The sequence below is a fragment of the Paenibacillus swuensis genome (assembly GCF_001644605.1).
GTDB classification, from domain to species: Bacteria; Bacillota; Bacilli; order Paenibacillales; family DY6; genus Paenibacillus_N; species Paenibacillus_N swuensis.
In genome coordinates this window covers 4,556,974-4,582,049 of record NZ_CP011388.1, presented here as the reverse complement: position 1 = coordinate 4,582,049, position 25,076 = coordinate 4,556,974, and the positions used below count along the sequence as shown (strand labels likewise).

Sequence of the window (25,076 nt, the reverse complement as noted above, 5' to 3'; positions counted from 1 at the left end):
GAGGTGACCATCATGAGCAAGGAAAAAGGAAAATCCCAGCAAGAGTCCAATCAAAGCACGGCCGATCACGCGAACAACGCTGCGAAGAGTAAGGCGAACACGCGTACACCGAATCAGTATCATCAACCGAACCGTCCATCCAATTAATTAGTTGTCAAAAAAAAGAGAAGCCCCGGGCCTATGCACCGGGGCTTACTTAATTTCTATACTAGTTTAAACGCAGCCATAATCGCTTCGTATTCTTCTTCATTGCCTACATAATTTTCTCTCTTGAACCGTTCGTTGGCCCAGTGCATCATCTCCGGCCGGGAAATAAAGCTGCGCGCTTCTTCTCCCCATTGATCGGAAATTTCTCTAAGGACCAGGGTTTTGCCCTGTACCTCGACGGTCAACATATTCCAATTGTCTTTTTTATAAATCAAGTGTTTTTTGAAAGCTGCCATATTGTAAGGTTCTCCATTCATTGCATCCGAATTTTGGGCTTTAGATCTTGTCCAATGTGATGTTACTTAAAAAAATCATAACGAAAGGGTTGTAGAAAATCAATACCTTTGTATGTGCATTCCGCGGATCAATTATTCAATAGGTCTGATCGACAGGCGCTGTTTCAAATTTTGCGGGTACTGGGTATAAATGTGAAGGAGTTAAAGCTTCCGGATTAGTTAGCTGTATATCTCAAAATCTACAAATTTTTGAAAATATATGGTTGAACTGTCATTCCGGTTGTAGTATAATTTCATTACTCGCTAACTAGGCGATATTTTTAGGAGGTTGTTCACTTGAAGGGTACAGTTAAATGGTTTAACGCAGAAAAAGGCTACGGTTTTATCTCTGTTGAAGGTGGCGAAGATGTATTTGTGCATTTCTCCGCAATTCAAGGCGACGGATTCAAGACTCTTGATGAAGGTCAAGAAGTAGAATTCGAAATCACGGACGGAAACCGCGGTCCTCAAGCAGCTAACGTAACTAAATTATAAGATAGGCTCCTGCTGGAGACTTTCTAACCTTATAAATAGTAACATAGCATGGAATCGTGAAATTAAAAGGCAGTCCTCTGGGGCTGCCTTTTTAAGTGTTTCCGATTATTCAACTATTGTAAGAATTTCTTGAACCTCTTTACGGGGTAACTTGCCCGGGGTGTCCGAAGGATAACCTAAGGAAATGACCATGTTGATTTGACGATCGGAAGGGATATTCAAATATGCCTTTAACGGTTTCTCCGCCAGCAGAACAGGACCTGTCATAGGACATGTGCCCAAACCTAAAGCATGCGCGGCCAGCATCAAGTTCTGGGCTGCTAAACAGGAACTCTTGATTCCTTCCTCGCGCCAAACATCTTCATCTACCAAACCAATGGGATCAAAGATGCGATCGCGGAACTTGGATTGATAAGGTGTGGCCAGACAAATGATGAGCACCGGGGCATCCGAGAACGCAGTAGCATAGGGGCCAAATGATTTCGTGAGCAATTTGGCTTCCCGGGTCAATCCGCCCGCATCCGCCTGAGCGGCTTTAAGATGCAATTGCTCCCAAGTCATCGCTTCGATTTCTTTAATTTTATCTTTGTTTACGATGGCGATGAATTCCCAGGTTTGCGAATTGGTATCGCTTGGCGCATACCGCGCGCAATCGATAATCTCATGAATTGTCTCCGCAGAAACGGCTTGATCTGTAAATTTACGGATACTCCGGCGTTCTTGAATGATTTTTTTGAGTTGAAAAAAGTCCATATACACGCTTCCTTATCTATTTATGACTTGGTACTAATATCATATACTAATTATATCGCTTGCCGAGTATAATGCCAAGTTCCTTTTGTCCATCGGAAAGAGTAGATTTCGCTTGTGGGTCATGGTACATTAACAAAAGGAGTTTTTCATGCGGAACTGAGGGGTTAACATGGAAAAGGTTTACTTTATACCAGATGATCGGTTAGGAATTCAGATTCCGATGTTGGAAAGGGAATGGGAAGAATTTTCCGAATCAGAACGTTCCTTTATTCTGGAGCAATGGGAGAATATCCGAGGAAGCATACCTACACGAATTCAAGCGTTTGAGCGTTGCATCGTTCAGAAGCAGAATGAGTTGTATGATGAAAGTGATTTTGAACGCAGCTGTGACTTAAACTGGGAAATTGCTGCTTTAGCAAGCTGTATTAATGATTTGCAATTATGGTACAGACTGAATCAAGAAGTAGATGATCGTCCGCACACCTAGCAGGTTTGAGTTGGTTAGTACTCAGGAATGGCATTTTACGTAGGGGTTATCCTATATTATAATAGCAGGTATGGAACTAGGAATCGATGAAACACTAGTGATGAGAAGGTTATAAGGGCGTATACGCCGTTGGTTTTGTCGAGAAACGCTTGGAGGCCAGATGCTTGAATGAGACGAGGATGACAGCAGGTAGCGTAACTGTACCGCAAGGACCACTACGTTTAATGTACCGTGTATATAGATACATATTGCCTGAAGTAAAGAAGGAATTAGGCGCTTGGCGAACCAAGGCAGAACAGATTCCTGATCAGGAATTACGTAAACAAGCTTTGGCAAGCATTCAAACCAAGGAATTTCATTGCCAGGGCGGATCGGTTTATGCCGCGGCTAATCTGGATCAAAGGCATGTGCTGATTCCGCTAATTGTTGCTCTGCAAACCATTTCCGATTATCTCGATAATCTTTGTGATCGCAGTACTTCCTTGGATCCGGAGGATTTTCGCAGATTGCATCAATCGATGCTCGACGCGGTTAATCCCGATTGGCCCATGCAGGATTATTATGCCTTTCGTACCGAGAAAGATGATGGGGCGTATCTGGCAGAGCTTGTACAGACATGCAGGAGATGTGTTCAACAATTGCCATCCTATGGAGCGGTTCGCGAGCAAGTTTCGGAGTTGGTGGGCTATTACGCGGACTTGCAAGTGTACAAACACATACACCACGATTTACGAGAAGGCGAGCTGCTGCGATGGTGGGAGAAGCATCAGTCCCGGCATGCGCATTTAAGCTGGAATGAGTTTGCTGCGGCTACCGGATCAACACTGGGGATGTTTACTTTATTCCTTGCAGCTTCCAAGCCGGGATTAACCCGCGAAAGAGCCGTCGTCATTCGGGGAGCTTATTTTCCTCACATTTGCGCCCTGCACATTCTGCTTGATTACTTAATTGATCAGGAAGAGGATTTGCAAGGCGGAGACTTGAACTTCTGTAACTATTACGGGAACCGGGAAGCAACAGCCGCCAGAATCGCGGCGATTGTTGAGCATGCGCGGGCAGATATTAACCGTATGCAGGACTCAAATTTTCATCGGATGGTGATTGAGGGGCTCTTGGCGTTATATTTGTCTGACCCCAAAGTCAGCGGACAGTCTGAAGTTCGCGCGGTGACGCGTCAATTAATGAAAAACAGCCCTTTATCGAGATTGTTTTTTTGGATGAACAGCGTCTGGATTCGTAAGACAGGCTCATCGGGCACTTAGAGACTGCAAGCATTAATTTATACGATGGTTCAGAATACAAACAAAGAGATAGGAATTATTTAGGAGGAACGATAATGTCAGTGAAGTCGATTGCAGTATTAACCAGCGGAGGAGATTCTCAAGGGATGAACGCGGCTGTTCGCGCGGTTGTTCGGAGCGCGCTGTACCACGGCCTTGAGGTGTTTGCCGTTCAGAGAGGATATCAGGGTCTGATTAACGATGATATCCGCCCTATGGATTTGCGGAGTGTAGGAGATATTATTCAGCGCGGCGGAACAATCTTGCAAACCGCTCGTTGTAAAGAGTTTCTCACGCCGGAAGGTCAACAGAAAGGTGCCGATAACTTGCGTAAGCGGGGAATCGACGGCTTGGTGGTAATCGGAGGGGATGGATCTTATCAAGGCGCGAATAAATTGAGCAAACTGGGTATTCGCACCATGGGACTCCCTGGCACAATCGACAATGACATTCCGTTTACGGATTTCACCATTGGATTTGATACGGCCGTTTCCATTGTTGTGGATGCCATCAATAAATTACGGGATACCATGACTTCGCACGAACGTTCTTCCGTAGTTGAAGTTATGGGGAGACATTGCGGAGATATAGCTTTATATGCGGGACTTGCCAGCGGTGCGGAAGCGATTCTAGTTCCTGAAGTGGAATTGGACGTACATGATGTAGCGGACCGTATGTCAGATAATTTCCGTCATGGGAAGCGTCATAGTATTATTCTGGTTGCTGAGGGAGCCGGGACCGGTGAAGATATCGCGGCGCAAATCACTGCGCGCAACGGAATTGAACCAAGGGTGACCGTATTGGGACACATCCAGCGCGGCGGAGCGCCAACCCATAACGATCGCATTCTTGCAAGCCGTTTGGGTGATTTCGCGGTCCGCAAGTTGATTGAGGGCGATTCGGGTAAAGCATTAGGTTTAGTCAATAATGAATTGGTGGCTACGGATATTAATACGGTTGTAAACACGAAGAAACCATTCAATATGAATCTGTATGATTTAGCGATGCGTTTGTCTCAATAAATGTTTAGGATTACTTCCGCCCCGTTGGGCTTGCGCCTTATTATGAAGCAAGCGAACGGGGCTTGCTTTATTTACAATGATCATTGGAGGTATACGATGTATCTATATAAACTTGAAGTAGAATTGCCGGATCAGTTAACTTATTTTGTTGTCATAGCTGAAACGGACGAGAAGGCGTTCGAATATGTGGAGCCCGTGGCGGCTAAATATTATATTGCGACACCCGAAATGAAGAGTGTGGCCATCGTTGAAAAGAAGAGGATGGAAAAGGGTACAGGCTACGTCATTGAGACTGGAAAAATATAATATAGGAAACATTGACCAAATCCTACTTTGTATACTAATATGTATATAAAGTTATTTTGCACACAATGTGAATGGAGTGTGAACAGGATGAAGGTAGCTCTAATTGCAGGCGGTAATCGCTTGGAAGCAACAAGTACCCAGGTTTTACGTTATATTCAACATGAACTTACAGCACAGCAGCACGAAGTTGAACTGGTCGACTTGTATGTAACGCCAATTCCGTTCTATTCCACGGATGAGAATCATGCTGATGCGGCTACTTTGCGGCTTAAACGGGTTTTAAAGGAAGCGGATGCGATTGTTCTTGGGACGCCTGAATATCACGGAAGCATGTCGGGGGTGCTGAAGAATGCTTTAGATCATGTAAGCTCAGAGGAGTTCGATGGAAAAGCTGTTCTTGTTGTCAGCTCTGCGGGTGGGGCGGTAGGAACATCGTCACTTCTGCAATTGCAGGCGATCGTACGTAATTTACACGGCATCAATTGCCCGGAATGGATTTCGGTTGGCGGCGATGCGCGAACGTTTGATTCCGAGGGTATACCGGCTGATGATAAGGTAAAAACTCGGATCCTCCGCACATTGCATTACTTTATAGACTTATCCGCTAATTTGCGCCAATAAATACAAGACCCATTCACCCCTTAATCAGGTGAATGGGTCTTGTGTTATATTGCTTACTGTGTTCGCTTAGCAAGTTGAATTTGCTTCTTCAGAGCATAGAGATCTTCTTCCATGGCCGTCATGCGATCTGACATTAACCCAGAAGCATCATCAATAGCCTGATTATATACATGTGGTGTCAATTCTTTGAGCACGAAGTCCAACAATAATTCTGCAGGTAACTGACCTATTTCTTGATTCCATTGCTCTTGAACATAAATTTGAAGATTGGATACCATCTGTTGCTTAGTTTCTTTAGGAAGTTTGGTTACCATATTTCTTCCCCTTTCTTGAGGTCAATATTTCACATGTTGTGTGTATCGGTTGCCGGAATTCCACAGCAGATACTCTTCCACGCCGTTATCCTTCAGTGCTTTGATCTGAGCGTCAAGTTCCTTCTTGCCGTATCGGATATGTCCCGGAATCCAGCTTGCGGTGAAATCCTGAATCCACGGGCGAATGATAGGTTTCTTGGCTCCAATCGGCACAAGTTTCTTATGGGTGTCCTTAGTAGCTCCGGCAATCGTCTGGTACGGTGCTGCGTCAGGAACTTTGGCCCCGTACCATCCCTCGCTGTAATGGCTCGGATAGATCATCGGGCAGATCACATCCACATTTTCGGAGATTTTCACAAAATCTTGCCCGATTCCTTCCGCGGCCGGTACAGCGGCCGCATATCCGAATATATCGACGGAAATTCGGATTCCGTCTGAAGCTAATTGCTCACGGGCATATTTGACAAAGTCTTGAACCGCTTCCGTTCTCTTACGTTTGTCCTTATAGAAACCTAGGGTATCGGCCTTCTTCTCGAAGCCTTCCGGAAACCGCACATAATCAAACTGAATTTCCTTAAAACCGGCCTTAGCCGCTTCCTTGGCGACAGAAATATTATAATCCCAAACCTGCTTCACATATGGGTTTACAAAGCTGTCGCCTTTACCGTTCTTCCAAACGGTACCGTCTTTTTTGATAAATGAGAGATTAGGCTTCTGTTTGGCCAATACCGAATCTTTGAATACCACGATGCGGGCAATCGGATAGATCTTGTGCTGCTCCAACGTATTCATTAATTTGCTCATGTCCTTGATAATCGGCTTGGTTGTGCCTAGCGCGGTAATAGCGGGATTCTTAGTATCGTATGTAACGTAGCCCCAGTCGTCCTTTATGTCGATTACCATAGAATTTAATTCAGTCTCATCCAATAATGTAAGGAGCGACTGCATCCGTGAACCGGCAGCCGTATGCGCTGTGGCGTATACTCCTTTAACTATGGGTGCGTCCTTCTGAGGATCAACTTTACCGCCTGTTGTTCCGCTAACCGGCAAAGTGTTTCCTTGTCCTGCAACCCCTGTTTGCTTCGGAATTGTAGCCAATAATAGTTTATTCATCGTCATATCTTGCTGGGTGTCGCTTTGATTTCCAAGTAGTAACATTGCTGCCAATAAGAAATCCATGATGTAACTCCTCTCCGTGTGCCTATTGCCTCTTACCCTATTATAAAACAGACTAATCCGCACGAACAGACAAATTAATTTGTCCTTTTTTTTTGGAATCATGTGGGTTACCATAACTAAAGGACAGGGTGTGGATAAACTAAACATGAGAGTAGAGACAGATGAATGCAGAAACAAATTTTCCGGTTGCGAGGTTTAGTGTTCAGTTATTATGCCATGCAAGCGGTGCTGTTGCCTTTTTTACCTTTATATTTTGCCAAACAGGGTTATGATTCATTTCAGGTGGGAGTGCTGATGATGATCGGCCCGTTTGTAGCCGTGTTTGCGCAGCCGATGTGGGGATACATTAGTGACCGAATGCAGACGGTGAAGAAGATTGTATTCTTGCTGTGGGTTTGTACGGTTCTTTCAAGTGTTGTATTGTTTACAGCTCAGAATTTTGCGGTTTCTATAACCTTTTCGTTGCTTCTGTATTTCTTCATGATGCCTTCGTCTCCGTTATTGGACGGGTTGACGATTACCTCCGCGAGTAATGCCAACATCTCATACGGCTCCATTCGAATGTGGGGCTCGATCGGGTTTACCGTCGTCGCGATTACGGCTCCTTTTGCAATAAATGCGATAGGAGGTATTTTGAACATTAAATACATTTACTGGGCTGTGTGGCTGCCTGCCTTCATATTCCTCTTCCTTGTAAAAGACGTACCGTCCAAAGGCGCTTCGATTACATTGAAATCGTTCAAATCCATATTCGCGAACCGTTCGTTTTTGTTTTTCTTATTGATGGTCTTTATCCTGATGATACCTCATCGTATGAATGATGGTCTGTATGGGTTGCATTTGAGCAGCTTGGGCGCGACCGCGACAATGGTCGGATGGGCATGGGCCATTGCCGCATTCGGAGAGGTCCCGGCATTTGCTTTACTAGGAAAGTATATGCATAAATTCAATGAACTTGCACTGTTGGGGGTTGCAGGCGGATTGTATGCTTTACGCTGGGTTGTCTATGCTTTGGTGCAGGATCCTTGGTTGCTCATGTTCCTTCAGGTTACGGCATCGTTCACGTTTGGCGTGTTTTGGGTCACAGCGGTAAGCTATGCGGTGCGGTTGGTCCCGGAGCACTTGCGTTCAACGGGTCAATCCGTTCTGGCGGCTGTATTTCTCGGTCTTGCGGGGATTACAGGAGGTTCCGCAGGCGGTTGGATTCGGGGAGAGTACGGCGGAGCGGGCATGTATTGGTTCGGGGCGGTTCTTGCCGCCGTGGCGAGCGGTATGTTCTTTTATGCGCAAGCGGCTGAACGTAAGAACATGTCTGAGGTTACCTAATTTCTGTACACACAAAATAACGGTCGGGACTCATGTCCCGACCGTTATGTGATTCAAGGTCAATGCATAACTGCATCTTTCTGTTGCTCATAAATGCTCTGTTGGATGATTTCCAACGCGTCTTGCCTTCTTAACACCCCAAGCCCGTCTCTTAGCACAATGTAGGAATTAAGCTCCTCCGAAGTCAGGAAAGGATGCATTTCGGGCGTTAATTTCGTTACAATCCTGGATAACTTCACTGTTTCCATTTCCACAGTAATCACCCTTCCAATCGAGTAGTTGACTTGCGATTAGAATAGCAGCCATTCCGTGAATCCAGTAAACCGGTCTAACCAGAACTATATGAAATTGGGGACTTACTTGAACATTATAGCATACAATATTTGTGAAATACATGGGTGATCATAAGGAGGGACGTCCGTTAGTTTCTTCGGAATTCTCCCCACACGGTTACCGTTTCAACGATATTCACAAACGCTTTCGGATCGGTCTCTTTAATAATTCTTTGCAATTCAACAAGCTCATAGCGGGTAGTCACAGTCATTAACATCTCGCGATCCATATGAGTGTAACCGCCGCGGGTTTTCATAACGGTAACACCCCGATGAAGCTTCATCAGCCTGTCCAGCATCAAATCTGTTTGGCTTGTAACGATCATGGCAGTAACCTTCACATGTTTGATGTGAATAATATCAATTACTTTTCCGGTAACAAAAATGGATATCATGGAGTAAAGCGCCAAATCCCAGTTTTCTTGAAAGCCAAGCACCAATATGACGAGGCCGTTAAGAATGAAGATGGCCGTACCAAGAGGGAAATCCCGGTTTCGGGTCAGAATTGATCCGACAATGTCGAACCCTCCGCTCGAACCGCCGATTCTTAGGGTGATGCCTGTACCGATTCCGATCAGCACCCCGCCGAATACGGCTCCAAGTAATTGCTCGGTCGGTACGCCCGATGCCGGGAACAGCTGCATAAACCAGGTGGTGAAAACAACCGAAAGGATACTGATCATGACGAAAGCTCGTCCGAGGACGAAATAACCCCAGATAATAATGGGTATGTTTAACAAGAGATAAATATATCCGATATTTCCTCCGAAGAAATATCCGATTAACATGGAGATTCCGGAGATCCCGCCGCTTAACAGATTTAACGGAATCAGAAAAAAGTTGAAGCCGGCGGCGATTAAGGCGGCCCCAGCTACAATAATCAAACCATTCAAGAACATTTTCAAAATGATGTCACCTCAGATGTAGTATCGGTTGTTATGCAACCGCATCATTCATTATATATACAAAAATGTATGAAGCAAATCATTCTCAAAAAACTATATTTACATGAAGTTGGCAATCCGATACTCATTTGTGATATAATAACTTGGATATTCTTAAGTGCGGCTATGTTCCTCCGGGCAGAGGAATTTGTTTTTTTGGGTGGCCTTAGCGTGTAAGTTCATGCATAACGCATCATTCAAGGTTTCACCATGTTAAAAATGAAGTTCGTTGGGATACTATATAAGTGCTGAGTCAAACTTAAGAGTACAGACAGAAGGGCGAATACGCCCTCACGAAAAGGAGTTTGAAATCTATTGATTACATTTAGTGAACTTGGCTTAGAGCCGAAGGTCATGCAATCCATCAGCGACATGGGCTTTGAGGAGGCAACACCGATTCAGGCCAAATCGATTCCTATCGCCATCTCAGGCAGGGACTTAATTGGTCAAGCGCAGACAGGTACGGGAAAGACAGCTGCGTTCGGTATTCCGTTGATTAACAAGATCCCCACTTCCGAAGAGAAGATTTCCGCTTTAATCATGGCGCCGACAAGGGAATTGGCGATTCAGGTTGCGGATGAAATCGGTAAATTAGCACGGTTTAAAGGTATCCGTACTCTTGCGATTTACGGTGGACAGGATATCGGTAAGCAAATTCGCGCATTGAAGAAGAAGCCGCAAGTAATTATCGGAACACCTGGTCGCTTGCTGGATCATATTAACCGTAAGACCATTCGTTTAGACGATGTGAAGACGGTTATTTTGGATGAAGCGGATGAAATGCTGGATATGGGCTTCATGGAAGATATTACGTCCATTCTGAGCCTTGTGCCGAAAGAACGTCAAACGATGTTGTTCTCAGCTACAATGCCTCCGAACATTCGCAAACTGGCGGACCAGTTCCTGAATAATCCTGAGCATGTTTCGGTTATTCCTAAACAAGTCAGCGCGCCTTTAATTGCTCAAGCCTATGTAGAGGTTCATGAGCGCCAGAAGTTTGATGCGCTCAGCCGCTTGTTGGATATGGAAGCTCCTGAGCTTGCCATCATCTTCGGACGCACAAAGCGCCGTGTAGATGAACTTGCGGAAGCTCTGCAGAAGCGCGGTTACTCCGCTGACGGTCTGCATGGCGACTTGTCTCAGAATCAGCGGGATGCGGTTATGCGTAAATTCCGTGACGGCAGCATTGACGTATTGGTAGCTACTGACGTAGCTGCGCGCGGTCTTGATGTTTCCGGTGTAACACATGTTATCAACTTCGACCTTCCTCAAGATCCGGAAAGCTATGTTCACCGGATCGGCCGTACAGGTCGCGCGGGTAAAGAAGGAACGGCTTGGACGTTCGTGTCGCCTCGCGAAATTGATCACCTTCACTTTATCGAAAAGGTGACTCGTCACAAAATTACGAAGAAGCCATTGCCAAGTCTTGCGGAAGCCATCGAAGGCAAACAAAAGCTAACGGCTGAGAAACTTATTGAAGTGATGAACAACGAGGATTACAACGAATTTAAAGCCATCTCCATTCAACTTCTTGAGCAATATGACTCTGTACAACTGATTGCGGCAGCGATTAAATTGTTAACGGGCGAGCGTAAAGATGTGAATGTGGAGCTTACACCGGAAGAGCCGCTTCGCGCGAAGAAGAAACGCTTCGGAGACAGCAAATTCGGAGGCGGCAACAGACGGTTTGGCAGCGGCGGCGGTAGCGGCAGCGGCGGATACGGTTCCGGCGGCTCCAGAAGCTCTTCCGGGCCTCGCAGCAGCGGACCTCGCAGCGGCGGCAGCTGGAAAGACGGAGAGCGTCGCAGCGACGGTAGCAGCAGCAGCCGTGGCGGATACTCCAAGGACAGCCGTCCGAATTCGGATGGACCGCGTAAACCTCGCAGCACTTTTGCGGAAACGAAATAAACACAAAGAGAAGACGAAGGTCCGAGACCTTCGTCTTTTTTGCGCATAGTTATAAAATTACCGGCAATTAGTACAAGAAAGATTTGCTGATAATAACCAACAAGATGAAAAGAACCAGAATCGCACCTGTGGAAGTAAAGCCACCGTAGCCTGCTGCTGTCATGTTTGTTTCCTCCTCTGCCATGTTAATCGCTGGTAACCATACATCGTATGCAAACGGGACCGAGCCGTCTAGACACACACCCAGGGGAAGGGAAAATGGGCACTGGAGAATTTGTCGAATGTATATTATAGTTAAGCATATGCCTAAATGAAAACGCTACAGATTTTAAGGAGGACAAGTTTGTGGAAATGAGAGGTTTAATGGGAGGGTTTTACCGGATATCCGAATGGATTATGAGACTCTCCGTCATCAATGTGCTTTGGGTTGTGTGCTCGATCCCTTTTATTTTTGTATTGTTCAGCTTTCTGCAAATAGTGGGAACTTCTACAAATACATCTGAGCTTGTCTTTGCTTATGTGATAATGGGTGTTGTCGGAGCGTTTGCTTTCTTTCCGGCTACGGCTGCCATGTTTACGGTTGCCCGCAAGTGGGTGATGGGGGACGAAGATGTGCCTTTGTTCAAAACGTTCTTCCGCGGTTACAAGGAGAATTATAAGCATAGTTTACTTGGCGGGCTTCTCTATACGGCAATCAGTTTAATTTTTTATGTAAACTTTATATTTTATCAAGGCCAAACCGGCACATTTCAAATCATTTCCTATATTTTTATCGCATTCTCTGTGTTGATGTTTGCTTCGATGTTTCATTTCTTCTCTGTCATGGTACATTTTCATATGAAGTTCTGGCAAGTGTTCAAGAACTCGGTACTCATTACGATTGGGAGACCTGTATCAACCGTACTGCTGGCTATTACGAACCTGGTGATCTTGTATATCAGTTTCTTTAAGTTTACGTTCTTGATTCCCTTCTTTATGGGTAGTGTTATCGCATATATGTCCTTTTACCAATTCAATCGAATTTATAACAAAACACAGTTGAAATTGGAGCAGGATGCGTTAGCTGCAGAGGAAGCGGCGGCCGTTGCGGAACAGGAAGCTTTGACCGCTGAAGAACCTAAAGCGAAGGAAAATTCTTAAACTTGCCTTTCATTAATAATAACTTTATAATATGAACTACCATCCTGCGATGTACGTGACGGTTCTCAGTTGTTTTGAACCAATGACTGTTTCTAGGGAGACCAATAAGACGGCGTGGCTGACATGCCCCACGAACGGGGACTTCATAAGCGCTGCTGAGGACACCCACCTGCGAGAGCGGGTTCTGAAACACAGGAGCCGAACGGCATATGCGGGATTCCTAACTTAAAACCGAGACTCCTTCCGAGGGGTCTTTTTTTACGCCGAAAACAATGTTAAGATGATATAAACACACAATCGCAGTAAACGGACATGAATAGGGGGTACACTTTGTTGTTAAAGAGAGCATTAATCGGACTTATACGCAGCCATGAATCAACTGGAGAGAAAGTGAAAGATCCTCTTCTGAAAACCAGGTACTATCGGATGTCTAAGGAGCAATTCTGGGAAGAGGTTATTTCAGCCGTTAAGAAAATGCCGGGTTACAAGGTGTTACATGAAGTGAAGAGTGTCGGTGAAATTGTACTGGAGAAACGGACGGTCACAGGCAGAGTACAGGACATTACACTGACCTTGATTACAATTACACCTAGTAAGTCCGCAATTGACGTCTACTCGGCTTCCAGGGGCTCATTAGGCGACCTTGGATCGAACTACAGGACGATTCTGGATATACATGCGGCGCTAGACCGTAAAATGAAGGATTATAAAACCTCTGAATAAAATGAAAAAGCGAGAGAAGGGTTACCTTCCTCGCTTTTATTATAAATAGCTTATACGAGAGCTTTCACAGCTTCAATCGCTTTCTCGTAGTTCGGGTGTTCCGTCATCTCCGACAAGTATTCAACATATTGTACTGTGTCGTTAGCATCAATTACGAAGATGGCTCTCATGTCCAATTGGAATTCTTGGATAAGGACGCCGTAGGATGTGCCGAAGGACTTGGTTTTGTAGTCGGACAGAGTAATTACTTTGTCCACGCCCGCCGCGCCGCACCACCGAGCTTGAGCAAAAGGAAGGTCGGCAGAAATGGTTAGAATAACGACATTCTCGCCTAGATTAGCAGCTTCTTCGTTGAAACGGCGTGTTTGCGTATCACATACGCCTGTGTCCAAGGAAGGGACAACGCTGATCAACTTTACCTTATTTGCGTAAGTTGCCAAAGTAACCTCTTCAAGTAAATTCTTGTTAACGTGGAAATCAGGAGCTTGATCGCCAACTTTAATTTCCGGGCCGATTAAAGTGATAGGATTACTTTTAAATGTAGCTACGCCTGTACGTTCTTGGGACATGTCATATTCCTCCTTCGAATGGTCAATCACTAAACATTACCAACCTTTTCATTATAAACTGTTTAAAACCCGCTTGTCCAATGCATGAAGTGCACAGAAACGGAGAGATATTGTGGAATTACGACAGCTTCATTACTTTGTGAAGGTGGCGCGCAAGCAGCATGTTACCCAGGCTGCGGAAGAATTGCATGTCGCTCAATCGGCCGTTTCCCGGCAAATCCATCAACTGGAAGAAGAACTGGGTGTTGATCTTTTTCAACAGAAAGGTCGAAATCTTCAGCTTACGCCGGTAGGCAAACTCTTCTTGACGCGAGTGGAGGGTATATTGGCTGATTTGCAACGATCCGTTCATGAGATTCATGAGTTTCTTGACCCGGAGTTAGGTGAAATCAGGCTTGGTTTTCCCCATAGTCTGGGTATTCATTTAATTCCCTCTGTGGTTTCCCAATTCCGTAAGAATCACCCTAATGTGAAATTTCGATTTAAACAAGGCATGTATAATACATTGTTAAAAGATGTGATGGAAGGCGAAGTGGATTTGGCCTTTATTTCCCCGAGCCCCGATAAACACGAATTCGTAACAAGCGAGCATATGCTTACAGAAGAGTTATTCGCCATTATGCCTTCGAATCATCCGTTGGCCGGTTGTGAGTCCATTCGGTTGGATCAATTGAAGGATGAATCTTTCGTATTGTTCCGTGAGGGATATTCTCTACGTCCGATTGTCTGGAACGCTTGTTTGAAGGCGGGCTTTACACCCATCATCGGTTTCGAAGGAGAAGAGACGGATACCATCCGCGGCTTGGTGGCAGCCGGGATGGGAGTTAGCCTGCTTCCCGGGATGGCTTTATTCGAAACAAGCTCGCTCCAGCCCGTCAAGGTGAAAGTGAGTGAACCTAATGTAACGAGAAGCATTGGCGTTATACGTCGGTCGAATGAGGATTTGCCGTTAGTCGCGGATGTGTTTCACAAATTTCTGCTCGACTACTTTAAAGAGCTTAAGTAGTCGTCTGATATTCATTAACAGCAAAGAAGAAGCGATCCTTTGGAGGATCGCTTCTTCTTTGCTGTTGCACTGATTTAATCGTTATTACGGCCGGTGAAGATGAGAATGTACTTAAGCAGCTCAAGCACAGATATAAGAGCAGCGGCGACGTAAGTCAGAGCAGCGGCATTCAATACCTTGGCTGCGCCGCGTTCCTCGTTATTCGAAATATACCCTTCCGAAATCATCGTGTCTCGTGCTCGGGAACTGGCGTTAAATTCCACGGGCAGGGTCACAACCTGAAACAATACAGCCGCCGAGAAGAAGATGATGCCCAAGCCGAACAAGAAACTGAATTGTTGAAAGAATAATCCGGCTATAATCAATAATGGAGCCGTTCCCGAGGCAAAGCTGGCTACAGGAAACATCCGATGTCTCAAAGTCAGCATGGGGTAACGCTGTTGATGTTGTATGGCATGACCGATTTCGTGACAAGCAACTGAAACCGCTGAAATCGTGCTTTCATAATATACCGGCTCGGAAAGCCTCACAACCCGGTGGATGGGGTCGTAATGGTCTGTTAAAGCTCCACGGATGGGCTCAATCGGAACATCTTGAAGTCCGTTGACATCCAGCATCCGGCGAGCGGCTTCATAACCTGTTATTCCGGTGGACACCTGAACTTTGGACCATTTATTAAACGTTCCCTTTACTCGAAACTGAGCCCACAGCGATAAGCCGAAAGCCGCGAATATGAATATATCCATATAATGAAAACCTATAGGAAAGAACATAAGCTAACCTCCATCATAAAGTAGTGTGCCGTCTGACTGGAGGCCCGGTAGAATGTGAACGAAAATTTTACATCAGAGGTCCTTTACCCAGCAGCAGCAATAAGGCTTCAATGCATGCCGCGCCTTGAGGCGTCAGATTCTTAAATACGTTCTGAATTTGATTTGGTTTCAGATGCTCAATGATCGGACTTAATTCTTTAACTTCGCGTTCCAGTTGCTGCATATGCATCTGTAGTGTGGTGAACTTCTCTGTGAGCTCTTCCTCGTTGGACACTTTATTCCAGCTCTTGAGGGCCGTTCGTATTTCTTCTAATGTATACTTCTCTTTTTTCATCATTTCGATGCGCTTTAATCTTGTTAGGGTGTCATCGCTGTAAAGCCGATAATTGTTATCCGTTCTTTTCTCCGGCTGGATCAATCCCATAGTTGTATAGTAATCAATGGTTCGCTGGCTCACTTCGGATAATTTGGACAGAGTGCCGATCCGATATAAATTAGCCGCCATATTCTTTCACCTCTTTACCCTAACTTTATGCATAAGTAACACGTTATAACCTTAAATTTATGATACTTAATATAAACATTACAGTCAAACGTATCGGTGTAGGCGAATGTAGTGCTTTACGCATAGATGGTTTTTCTGTAAATGTGTTTTCAACGTTAGTTATCGTTACATAATTCCGATAAACCCGAATTATGTAACGATAAATATGATCTAACTTTCGTGAAATGGTAAATTATGATGAAATAGTTATTGTCAAAATAGGAGTAACAGACTATAATGACATTAAGTTTATCACGCAATGTTATATAAACTAACATTATTAAGGGGAGTGGTTGTTTTGTTAAAGAAATCACTGGTTGCTTTAGGAACGTTATTATTGATGTTTCCAACGATGGCTTTTGCAGAGGATCCGGCACCGGCTACGGCAATCGGCGTTGATGCTCTGTGGGTTATGCTGGGAGCTATCCTGGTAATTCTGATGCAAGGCGGATTTATTCTTCTGGAGACAGGATCGACCCGAATGAAGAACGCGGGTCACGTAGCCGGTAAGACCATCTTCACTTTCGGGCTTTGTTCATTAATATTCTGGGCGGTAGGTTACGGCGTGGCATTCGGCGGCGGCGGAAATCCGATTCTTGGTTTAGATTCATTCTTCTATGACCCATCCTTAGCTATCGAATCCATGTACGGAAGTTCCGTATTCTTTCTGTTCCAACTCGCTTTCGCGGGTGTTTCATTATCCATTGCATGGGGCGGCTTCGCTGAAAGAGCTAAACTGTCCGTATACTTAATCTTCGCTATTCTTTTCTCAGCTATCGTATATCCTGTAATCGCACACTGGATCTGGAACGCTGACGGTTGGTTGGCACTGGACGGTGCGCAAGATTTCGCGGGTTCCACAGTGGTTCACTTAACCGGTGCTATGGCGGCTTTGGCAGCGACGATTTTACTTAAACCTCGTATCGGTAAATTTAATAAAGACGGTTCCGCTAATGAAATTCTGGGACACAACCAAGTGTACACAGCGCTATCCGTGTTACTCCTTTGGGTAGGTTGGTTCGGATTTAATGCAGGTTCCACGGTGGCTGTCGGAGACGGGTTTTTCGGTTACGTCGCTTTCAACACTCAATTAGGCGCTGCTGGCGGTGCGGTCGCGGCCTTGTTGATTTCCTGGATTATTATGGGTAAGGCAGACATCTCGACGATGTTGAACGGCGCGCTTGCAGGTCTTGTAGCTATCACCGCATCCTGCGCATATGTAGCTCCATGGGCAGCGATCGTTATTGGTCTAATTGCCGGAATTCTTGTTTTCGCAAGCACCAAGTTGTTTGAGAAATTGAAAATTGACGATCCGATTTATGCTTTATCTGTTCATGGCGCTGCAGGTATCTGGGGTACGCTGGCTAACGGTTTCTTCGCAACACCTGAATTGGCGACTAAAGTCAACATCGGTCAAGCGGGACTGTTCTACGGCGGCGGACTTCACCAACTAGGCGTTCAGGCTTTGAGTATTCTGGCTTGCGGAGCGTTTGCATTCGTAGTATCTTTCGTTTTGCTGTTCGTTATTAAAGCTGTTAATGGTCTTCGTGTAACCGAAGAAGAAGAAATTATCGGTTTGGATCTTAGTGAGCACGGTGCTTACGGTTACCCTGAACAAATGAGGAAGGATTCTTCCATCACAGTGTAATTCGCTTATAATATAGAGACAGAGACCTAAATATAGGGGGGCTTCCCGTGGAAGAGCGGACGGAAGCGGTACAACTGCAGGAAATTGAACAGTGTGAACATATCGATGAACTGCGGAAGGTACGCGAATGGGTTCATGCACACTACGGGCAAGGCTCCCTTATAGCGGGGAAAGACGTAAGCTATGCGCGGGGCTTGTTCATTAACAAGTTACACGACGCCATCATCGGGAGGACCATTGAATTGTCGGAGAAAGCACTAGCCGACGAGGGGATGGGTCCTCCTCCTGTTTCTTACGCATTCATGCTATTCGGCAGCGGAGGCCGAGGTGAACAAACGCTTTGGAGCGATCAGGATAACGGGCTCATCTATGAAGAACCTCAGCCCGAATTCCGGAGTGAAACGGAACACTATTTTGAGAAATTATCATTCCAGGTTGTTGAATCACTACAGGCATTAGGTTATCCGCCATGTGAAGGCGAAGTTAGCGCATCCAATAAGGCTTGGCGCAAGTCCAAAGACGAGTGGAAGGCACTAATTCATGTTTGGATCACAGAGGGGACCTGGGAGCAAATACGCCATTTACTTATCGTTGCGGATGCCCGCAGCGTTTATGGTTCTGAAATTCTTGTCACCGAATTGAAGCGATATTACATGGAGCAAACAGAAACGTATCCTGCCATCATTCCGGCCATGTTAAGCAATACGCTGAGACACAAGATGCTGCTTAACCTGTTTGGCAGCTTTATTAAAGAGCAGTACGGTGAAGATGCCGGCTCCGTTGATATTAAGTATGGAGCTTATATCCCTTTTGTGAACGGCGTAAGATTGCTGTCTCTATGTCACAGAGTAACGGATACGTCTACACTTAAGCGATTATCCTCTTTAAAAGCGAACAAGGCCGTTCCTGAACAACTATGTGAACGTTGGACCGACGCATTCTCACTCATTCTCGAACTTCGTGCCTTAGCCGCGCACAAAGAAGAGGAAGGGTTGTATACATCCAGCGGTAAGCTTAAAATCAGAAATCTTAGTAAAGAGCTTCAGGACCGATTGAAGCTGAGCCTCAGGGAAGGCAAAGAACTGCAGAAGGCGGTACAGAAAGCGGCGCTGGCCTATCCAACAGGAAGAGGTGTGTAGACATGAGTGATGAGAAACGGACGGGACGGCTATGGAATCTTTACAAAATGGGCGGAATCGCGCCGGCCATCACCTCCATGTTCGATCCGCGAAATGCTCAACAAATGGCCTTTATTCGTTCCATGATGAAAGAACAACGAAAGAATACGCTCTTTGACATGCCATTGAAGGAGCTTGAAATTGTAGTGTTCGATCTGGAAACTACCGGGTTCTACCCCAATAACGGGGATGAAATAATTTCATTCGGCGGAGTGGTTGTGAAAGGTCATCAGATTCAAGAAAACGAAACATTCTACAGCATCGTTAAACCTACAAGGCAAATCCCCGAACATATTGAACTCCTGACAGGTATCACCAATGACATGGTTGAGAACGCACCTGATCTGTTGACGGTGTTACATAACTTTATGGAGTTTATCGACAAGAAAATGCTGGTAGCTCATGCCAGCGGCCATGATAAACAGTTTCTGAACGCAGCCTTGTGGAAGACTTCCAAAGTGTATTTAACCCATCGATTGCTGGATACGATGATGATTGCCAAGTGGATCGATCCCAAGCGCCCCTCTTACGGGTTGGATGAATTACTGGAGTGTTATAACATTCCTGTGACAACGCGTCATCACGCTTTAGAAGATTCCTTGATGACGGCCAAGCTATGGGCATGCTTTATGGAGATCATTGAAACCAGACAAGTGGTGACTTTAGGCGACTTGTATGCGTACTTAAGCAGGCATTAACTTACTTTTTTGTCCGGCTTGATCAAGAAGAAGACCAATGCCAACGTGAAGGAGGACAGAATAGATACGGATATGAAGATCCACTTCTCGGACTTTTCCATCATCCACCCGAATAACGGCGGTCCGGCGGCTACACCCAAGAACCGTAATGAGCTATACAGGGACGTAATCATGCCTCGCTGCGCTTTTTTGACACAGCCCGTAATCATTGTATTCAGACAAGGCACCAACAGTCCTGTACCCACACTGCTAAGCGTTAGCAGACCGATGAACACATAGATGTTGCGCATAAAGAAGATGGTTAACAACAAAGAGACACTCATCATAACCAACCCAATCAGCATCAACCTACGCATTAACACACCGTTTTTCTTGATTTTGCTCCCCGTGGTATAAGATGTGGCAACAAGCCCCAACAATGGAATCGCTAATATAACCCCTTTGAGAACACCGTCGATCGTGTAAGGTTCTTTTTCGAGAATATCGGATAAATAAAACAGAACACCAAACAGAATAAACAAAGCTAATGAACCTGCAAAGAAAGCCGGAATGAGCCATTTGCCGTGTTTATGGAAGATGGCCCCGATTTGATGGAGGTATTCCTTAAGTGTCGGGGGTTTCTTGTCTTTCTTAGGCTCTTTAATCAGGAACATCACGCAAAGCAGAGATATTACACAGAATAACGGAAAAGCGAAGAAAGCCGCATACCAGACGATCAAGGCCAACAAGGACCCTAAGATTGGACTGAGTACTTTCCCCGTCCCATTGGAGGCTTCTGTTAATCCCAACGCCTTACTTTCTGTGCCCCCGCTGTACAAGTCGCCTACAAGAGCCATAGCAATAGGTGCCGTTCCCGCCGCCCCCAAACCTTGAATAGCTCTTGCGATAATGAGGATGGTGTAGGAGTTCCACACAGCGCCGAAGCCCGCTAACACACCTGCCGCGCCATAAACAATTAAAGAAGGGATGATGATGGCTTTTCGTGAAAATCGATCCGACATATAACCCGCGATGGGGATGAACAGTCCGGCCGTAACGGAGAACAGGGTGATAACCAAGGAGCTTTGAAACTGGCTGACACCTAACTCTCTTTCCAATTGAGGCAAAATAGGTACAAGCATGGAGTTTCCCAACACCATCACTAACGGAATCGTGGCAATGGCGAAGAATTGCAGGAGAACTCCTTTTCCGGTATTCTTACCGCTCGATGCGGATTTTCCGGATTTCTCATCTTCTTGATTTTCTGCATGCGCCTCCACTTCACTGTCGAATGTGATGTCATTCGGATTATCGAAGGTAATGTCGAGAAGCTTGTTTCGTTTTGTTTTCTCCATAGAACATGACTCCTTCGTCAAACATTAGTAGCTTTAATGTACCCTTTGGCGAATACGTCATACGTAAGGGGAAAAGATGCCAATTTGGAATATAGAGCTAGTCAAGGTTATAATAAGGGGGAAAATAAAGATAAGGTGGTTTCACGAATGAATACAAAATGGAGCAATGCAATTATTGTGAGCGCAGCCCTGATTGTTCTGGCCATTGCCTTGTACCAATACACTTCGGTTAAAGCGGAATCCGCCGTGACTTACGAACAAGCCCCAAAGAAAAATTATATTGCGCCAGATTTTAATCTTGTAGATTTAAAGGGTGAGACTTTCCATGTGGGGGGTAAACGCGATAAGATGCTGCTTCTTAACTTTTGGGCATCGTGGTGCGAGCCTTGTAAGGAGGAAGCCCCGGCACTACAATCGTTCTATGATCAGCATCAAGATATAATCGACATTTACGCTGTGAACAGCACAAAAAATGATAAGGCGGCGGACGCCAAATCATTTGTTCAAACCTATAAATTCACGTTTCCTTCATTCCTGGATATACAAGGTGACGTGTCTGATTTGTATGGGATCATGGCGTTCCCCACGAGTTACTTGGTCGATCAAGAGGGAGTGATCCGCGAGGTGTTCTATGGCGCGGTGGAACCCGATGAACTGGAGCGATTGACGAAACGCTGGATGAAATAGTTGATGTATGCCCAAATAAAGAAGCCGCTCCCTAATCATTCGGAGCGGCTCTTTCATTGAATATTGCGACAATTTAAGCTGTGGACGTTCCTGTCGTTTAGTGATTTACAATCCCCAGACGCCCCGAAGCGGGCTCTTGTGCAATCTGTTGCTTGATTTCACCAAGTAACGAATAGCGAATGCTGTCAACTAGCGCTTCCCAACTCGCTTCAATTAGATTGGGAGAAACCCCTACGGTGCTCCAGGACGCATCAATGTCCGATGATTCAATGAGTACCCGAACCTTTGCCGCGGTAGCATCCTTTTCATCAATGACCCTGACCTTGTAATCAGCAAGATGCATCTTCATAATGTTGGGATAGTACTGTACCAATGCTTTACGCAGGGCGTTGTCCAGTGCGTTGACTGGTCCGTTTCCCTCTGCCGCGGTATAGATTTTCTCATCACCAACCCGAATTTTCACGAAAGCTTCGGATACTACGGCTTGGTCCGCTGTTTTCTCAACGAATAATTTGAAGGACTCCAGAGTGAAGATTTCTTCCAGTTCTCCAAATGCGTCACGTAACAAAAGTTCCAATGAGGCATCCGCGCCTTCAAATTGATAGCCTTGATGCTCAAGATTCTTGATGCGCTCAATCATTTCCTTGGTCTTCTCGTTATTATTGTCCATATTCAATCCCAACTCTTGGGCTTTCAGCAGCACATTGCTTTGTCCTGCAAGTTCGGAGACAAGCACACGCTGCTTGTTACCTACAGATTCAGGACGAATATGTTCATAGGTCTTCGCATCTTTCATGATAGCGGAAACATGAATTCCGCCTTTATGCGCAAACGCGGCATTCCCTACGTAAGGTTGAAAAACCGGCATGTGCACGTTTGCAATTTCGCTGATGTATCGGGCTACATTGGTCAATTGGCTCAACTGTTCACTGCTGATACATTCATAGGTCTGCTTAATTTGCAGATTTGGAATGATGGAACATAAGTTGGCATTGCCGCAACGTTCTCCATATCCGTTAATGGTCCCTTGCACCTGGCGGGCTCCGGCTTGTACGCCCGCCAGTGTGTTCGCCACGGCCAACTCGCAATCATTATGCGTATGAATGCCAATGGGCGTTCGAATCTGTGAAACAACCCGGCTAACGATTTCATGAATTTCATGAGGTAAGGTTCCGCCGTTCGTGTCGCAAAGCACAATCCAATCCGCGCCGGCTTCAGCAGTTCTCTGCAGGACGGAAAGGGCATACTCAGGATTACTCTTGTAACCGTCAAAGAAATGCTCTCCGTCAAAGATCGCTTCCATGCCGTGTTGCTTTACGTAACGAATGGAATCTGAAATCATCGCCAAGTTCTCTTCTAATGAAGTCTGTAGTGCCGTATGCACATGAAAGTCCCAAGACTTGCCGACTAATGCTGCAGCCGACGCTCCGGATTCGACAATCCGCTTCAGGTTAGAATCATGCTCTGTCACCGAATCTTTACGTCTGGTAAAGCCGAACGCGGTTATCTTGGACTGCAGATTCAACTGCTTAACGCGTTGGAAGAACTCAATATCCTTCGTATTGCTTCCCGGGATTCCGCCCTCAATATAATGAACACCCAGCCGGTCTAGTTTTACAGCGATTTTTAGTTTATCTTCCGCGGATAAGCTAATGCCTTCACTTTGCGTGCCATCTCTTAATGTCGTATCAAAAATGGAGATCTGTGTTGCCATCCAATTCGTCCTCCTCGTTCAAGCAGTCCAATATGATTCATTATTATAGCACCGATTTAAAGCGTTGTAGACAACTTTTTTGAAAAGAGAGCGCATGTTTCTTGACCACACACATCTGGAAACGTATCCTTAAAGTGTTAGATACACAATGAATTCAAGGCCTCATTACAATAAATAACGGAGATCTTTCTATGAAACCAGTTCATGATTATTATTCTGCAAAGGGCAGAGTCATTCTTCACGTGGATATGAACGCTTTCTATTGCTCGGTTCATGAAGCGGTGGAACCTGATCGCTATCAAGGTAAGCCGCTGGCGGTTGCGGGGAGTGTGGAATTGCGTAAAGGCATTATCGTAACCTCTTCCTATGCGGCCCGAAGAAGAGGGATTTCGACAGGTATGCAGGTAGGTAAGGCGTTAAAGTTATGTCCCGATTTGATATTGTTGCAGCCGGACTTTCATCTGTACAGACATTTTTCTAAAGCATTCATGAAAATTATATATAACTATTCACCCATGCTGGAGGCGACTTCCATTGATGAATGCTATGTCGACATTTCCGGATCCAGGCAATTCGGTAATCCGGTGGAAATTGCGCAGAAAATACAGGACAGAATTATGCAAGAACTCGGCTTGCCTTGTTCCATAGGAATCGCACCGAATAAATTACTGGCCAAGATGGCGTCGGATATGAAGAAGCCGAATGGAATAACGGTGTTGCGCATACGGGATGTACCGTACGTGTTATGGGATAAACCTTGTTCTCATTTGTTCGGAATCGGCGCCAAAACGGGAGAAAAGTTAAATAAATTGCGGATTCATAATTTGGGTGATTTGGCTAAAGCGGATGAGGCCTTGTTGAGCCGTGAATTTGGGGTATTGGGACATTGGCTCAAGCGCGCGGCCAACGGACTTGACGACGGGGTTGTTAATCCGGATCGGGAACAAAGTAAATCTATAGGGCATACGACCACATTACCCGCCAATGTAACGGAAAGTGCAGATGTGCATCGTGTGTTCCTCAATCTGGCGGATCAAACAGCTCGCCGTCTTCGTAAACAGCAACTTGTTACGCAAACCATCCAAATCACCATTCGTAATCCAGATATGCATACGATTACGCGTTCATCCACTTTAGAAACACCTACCGAAGACGCCGATATGATATATAAGGAAGCTTGCAAACTTTACGCGAAGCATTGGAAAGATCGAAAACCGATCCGGCTGCTTGGCATTACATTGCAGAATTTAATCGCTAAGACGGAATCGGCAATTCAGCTGGATTTATTTGATTACGTAGAAAGCCCTAAGAAAGAGATCCTGAATCAAACGTTGGATAAACTAAGGGATAAATTCGGGGAGAGCGCGGTATTAACCGCGGGTATGCTTAGCGATGACCCTTCCGCGCTTATTCGCAACCATCGGGTTCGGGGGACTTCGCTGCAGATGGATCATTTAAGATCGGGACAAGACGAAGAACAAGGAGAGTAGGTTAGTTAAGGGTTGGTCATAATAGGTTAAGCAGCGCTGGGGTGGTGCCCTGAGAACAGTTATCGTTTGAACTTTCAATAGATTTGTATTATATTGTAGATAGAGTGTTTATTATTCGAAGCT

29 protein-coding genes and 1 other RNA gene are annotated in these 25,076 nt (G+C 45.5%); 18 read left to right on the top strand and 12 right to left on the bottom strand.

The annotated features are described in order from the left end of the window. Positions 1-12 precede the first annotated feature (12 nt). Entirely contained in the window at positions 13-147 is a 135-nt protein-coding gene (locus SY83_RS23685) for a hypothetical protein (RefSeq protein ID WP_269453464.1), read from the top strand. A 56-nt stretch (positions 148-203) separates the two neighbouring features. Here SY83_RS23685 and SY83_RS20655 read toward each other — a convergent pair whose 3' ends face one another. Beyond that, positions 204-443: a hypothetical protein gene (locus SY83_RS20655; protein ID WP_068609989.1), complete on the bottom strand. Its 240-nt coding sequence runs from the start codon at positions 441-443 to the stop codon at positions 204-206. Between the two features lie 336 nt (positions 444-779). Between SY83_RS20655 and SY83_RS20650 the strand changes: the two genes are divergently transcribed. Beyond that, positions 780-977: a cold shock domain-containing protein gene (locus tag SY83_RS20650; protein ID WP_068609986.1), complete on the top strand. Its 198-nt coding sequence runs from the start codon at positions 780-782 to the stop codon at positions 975-977. A gap of 105 nt (positions 978-1,082) precedes the next feature. On the opposite strand, the gene SY83_RS20645 is transcribed toward SY83_RS20650, so the two are convergent. Next, complete coding sequence (locus SY83_RS20645) at positions 1,083-1,730, bottom strand: nitroreductase family protein (protein ID WP_068609984.1); 648 nt, start codon at positions 1,728-1,730, stop codon at positions 1,083-1,085. A 169-nt stretch (positions 1,731-1,899) separates the two neighbouring features. Between SY83_RS20645 and SY83_RS20640 the strand changes: the two genes are divergently transcribed. The 5 genes from SY83_RS20640 to SY83_RS20620 all read left to right on the top strand — a co-directional run bounded on the left by SY83_RS20640 (position 1,900) and on the right by SY83_RS20620 (position 5,446). Further along, positions 1,900-2,217, top strand: a complete 318-nt coding sequence (locus SY83_RS20640) for a hypothetical protein (protein WP_068609982.1) — start codon at positions 1,900-1,902, stop codon at positions 2,215-2,217. 179 nt (positions 2,218-2,396) lie between these two features. Beyond that, positions 2,397-3,479 (top strand): tetraprenyl-beta-curcumene synthase family protein, encoded by a 1,083-nt coding sequence (locus SY83_RS20635; RefSeq protein WP_068611249.1) that lies wholly within the window; start codon positions 2,397-2,399, stop codon positions 3,477-3,479. A 74-nt stretch (positions 3,480-3,553) separates the two neighbouring features. Continuing rightward, positions 3,554-4,519 (top strand): 6-phosphofructokinase, encoded by a 966-nt coding sequence (gene pfkA / locus SY83_RS20630; RefSeq protein WP_068609980.1) that lies wholly within the window; start codon positions 3,554-3,556, stop codon positions 4,517-4,519. Positions 4,520-4,615: 96 nt separating this feature from the next. Next, complete coding sequence (locus SY83_RS20625) at positions 4,616-4,825, top strand: DUF3906 family protein (RefSeq protein ID WP_068609977.1); 210 nt, start codon at positions 4,616-4,618, stop codon at positions 4,823-4,825. Between the two features lie 87 nt (positions 4,826-4,912). Next, a complete protein-coding gene (locus SY83_RS20620; RefSeq protein WP_068609975.1) occupies positions 4,913-5,446 on the top strand; it encodes an NADPH-dependent FMN reductase in 534 nt (177 codons plus the stop codon). 53 nt (positions 5,447-5,499) lie between these two features. On the opposite strand, the gene SY83_RS20615 is transcribed toward SY83_RS20620, so the two are convergent. Then, complete coding sequence (locus tag SY83_RS20615; RefSeq protein ID WP_068609973.1) at positions 5,500-5,760, bottom strand: DUF2164 domain-containing protein; 261 nt, start codon at positions 5,758-5,760, stop codon at positions 5,500-5,502. Between the two features lie 21 nt (positions 5,761-5,781). Beyond that, complete coding sequence (locus SY83_RS20610; protein ID WP_068609971.1) at positions 5,782-6,939, bottom strand: putative glycoside hydrolase; 1,158 nt, start codon at positions 6,937-6,939, stop codon at positions 5,782-5,784. A 165-nt stretch (positions 6,940-7,104) separates the two neighbouring features. Between SY83_RS20610 and SY83_RS20605 the strand changes: the two genes are divergently transcribed. Then, positions 7,105-8,265: an MFS transporter gene (locus tag SY83_RS20605; protein ID WP_068609969.1), complete on the top strand. Its 1,161-nt coding sequence runs from the start codon at positions 7,105-7,107 to the stop codon at positions 8,263-8,265. Positions 8,266-8,324: 59 nt separating this feature from the next. On the opposite strand, the gene SY83_RS20600 is transcribed toward SY83_RS20605, so the two are convergent. Then, positions 8,325-8,513 carry a hypothetical protein gene (locus SY83_RS20600; protein WP_407944639.1) on the bottom strand — a complete coding sequence of 63 codons (189 nt, stop codon included), beginning with the start codon at positions 8,511-8,513 and terminating at the stop codon, positions 8,325-8,327. Between the two features lie 173 nt (positions 8,514-8,686). Further along, a complete protein-coding gene (locus SY83_RS20595) occupies positions 8,687-9,505 on the bottom strand; it encodes a YitT family protein (RefSeq protein ID WP_068609964.1) in 819 nt (272 codons plus the stop codon). 351 nt (positions 9,506-9,856) lie between these two features. On the opposite strand from SY83_RS20595, the gene SY83_RS20590 reads away from it, so the two are divergent. Continuing rightward, the gene (locus SY83_RS20590; RefSeq protein ID WP_068609962.1) at positions 9,857-11,449 is read left to right on the top strand and encodes a degradosome RNA helicase CshA; all 1,593 of its coding nucleotides are present in this window, start codon (positions 9,857-9,859) and stop codon (positions 11,447-11,449) included. A 67-nt stretch (positions 11,450-11,516) separates the two neighbouring features. Here SY83_RS20590 and SY83_RS23590 read toward each other — a convergent pair whose 3' ends face one another. Beyond that, positions 11,517-11,612 (bottom strand): YjcZ family sporulation protein, encoded by a 96-nt coding sequence (locus SY83_RS23590; RefSeq protein WP_231891311.1) that lies wholly within the window; start codon positions 11,610-11,612, stop codon positions 11,517-11,519. Between the two features lie 188 nt (positions 11,613-11,800). Between SY83_RS23590 and SY83_RS20585 the strand changes: the two genes are divergently transcribed. The 3 genes from SY83_RS20585 (at position 11,801) to SY83_RS20575 (ending at position 13,312) form a co-directional block, all read left to right on the top strand. Next, the gene (locus SY83_RS20585) at positions 11,801-12,589 is read left to right on the top strand and encodes a YesL family protein (protein WP_231891472.1); all 789 of its coding nucleotides are present in this window, start codon (positions 11,801-11,803) and stop codon (positions 12,587-12,589) included. A gap of 38 nt (positions 12,590-12,627) precedes the next feature. After that, a non-coding RNA gene (ssrS, locus tag SY83_RS20580) (6S RNA) lies at positions 12,628-12,811 on the top strand. Between the two features lie 111 nt (positions 12,812-12,922). Beyond that, positions 12,923-13,312 (top strand): DUF1499 domain-containing protein, encoded by a 390-nt coding sequence (locus SY83_RS20575; protein ID WP_068611248.1) that lies wholly within the window; start codon positions 12,923-12,925, stop codon positions 13,310-13,312. Positions 13,313-13,362: 50 nt separating this feature from the next. Here the strand turns inward: SY83_RS20575 and tpx are convergent, their stop codons facing one another. Beyond that, positions 13,363-13,881 (bottom strand): thiol peroxidase, encoded by a 519-nt coding sequence (gene tpx, locus SY83_RS20570; protein WP_068609956.1) that lies wholly within the window; start codon positions 13,879-13,881, stop codon positions 13,363-13,365. 112 nt (positions 13,882-13,993) lie between these two features. Here tpx and SY83_RS20565 point away from each other — a divergent pair, with 112 nt between their 5' ends. Further along, entirely contained in the window at positions 13,994-14,887 is an 894-nt protein-coding gene (locus SY83_RS20565) for a glutamate biosynthesis transcriptional regulator GltC (protein WP_068609954.1), read from the top strand. Positions 14,888-14,961: 74 nt separating this feature from the next. On the opposite strand, the gene SY83_RS20560 is transcribed toward SY83_RS20565, so the two are convergent. Then, positions 14,962-15,660 carry a zinc metallopeptidase gene (locus tag SY83_RS20560; protein WP_197479912.1) on the bottom strand — a complete coding sequence of 233 codons (699 nt, stop codon included), beginning with the start codon at positions 15,658-15,660 and terminating at the stop codon, positions 14,962-14,964. Between the two features lie 67 nt (positions 15,661-15,727). Continuing rightward, complete coding sequence (locus tag SY83_RS20555; protein WP_068609952.1) at positions 15,728-16,165, bottom strand: MerR family transcriptional regulator; 438 nt, start codon at positions 16,163-16,165, stop codon at positions 15,728-15,730. Positions 16,166-16,502: 337 nt separating this feature from the next. On the opposite strand from SY83_RS20555, the gene SY83_RS20550 reads away from it, so the two are divergent. Genes SY83_RS20550 through SY83_RS20540 form a run of 3 tightly spaced genes read left to right on the top strand, consistent with a single transcriptional unit; the run spans position 16,503 to position 19,728 of the window. Then, entirely contained in the window at positions 16,503-17,852 is a 1,350-nt protein-coding gene (locus SY83_RS20550; RefSeq protein ID WP_082882663.1) for an ammonium transporter, read from the top strand. Positions 17,853-17,899: 47 nt separating this feature from the next. Then, entirely contained in the window at positions 17,900-18,991 is a 1,092-nt protein-coding gene (locus SY83_RS20545) for a DUF294 nucleotidyltransferase-like domain-containing protein (RefSeq protein ID WP_068609950.1), read from the top strand. Positions 18,992-18,993: 2 nt separating this feature from the next. Beyond that, positions 18,994-19,728, top strand: a complete 735-nt coding sequence (locus SY83_RS20540; RefSeq protein WP_068609948.1) for an exonuclease domain-containing protein — start codon at positions 18,994-18,996, stop codon at positions 19,726-19,728. On the opposite strand, the gene SY83_RS20535 is transcribed toward SY83_RS20540, so the two are convergent. Next, positions 19,725-21,062 carry an MFS transporter gene (locus tag SY83_RS20535; RefSeq protein ID WP_068609946.1) on the bottom strand — a complete coding sequence of 446 codons (1,338 nt, stop codon included), beginning with the start codon at positions 21,060-21,062 and terminating at the stop codon, positions 19,725-19,727. The two genes, SY83_RS20540 and SY83_RS20535, sit on opposite strands and share 4 nt — an antisense overlap. A gap of 147 nt (positions 21,063-21,209) precedes the next feature. Between SY83_RS20535 and SY83_RS20530 the strand changes: the two genes are divergently transcribed. Next, positions 21,210-21,749: a TlpA family protein disulfide reductase gene (locus SY83_RS20530; protein WP_068609944.1), complete on the top strand. Its 540-nt coding sequence runs from the start codon at positions 21,210-21,212 to the stop codon at positions 21,747-21,749. 97 nt (positions 21,750-21,846) lie between these two features. Here SY83_RS20530 and cimA read toward each other — a convergent pair whose 3' ends face one another. After that, complete coding sequence (gene cimA / locus SY83_RS20525; protein WP_068609942.1) at positions 21,847-23,463, bottom strand: citramalate synthase; 1,617 nt, start codon at positions 23,461-23,463, stop codon at positions 21,847-21,849. Positions 23,464-23,654: 191 nt separating this feature from the next. Here cimA and SY83_RS20520 point away from each other — a divergent pair, with 191 nt between their 5' ends. Beyond that, positions 23,655-24,953 (top strand): DNA polymerase IV, encoded by a 1,299-nt coding sequence (locus tag SY83_RS20520; protein WP_068609940.1) that lies wholly within the window; start codon positions 23,655-23,657, stop codon positions 24,951-24,953. The last annotated feature ends 123 nt before the right edge of the window (positions 24,954-25,076 follow it).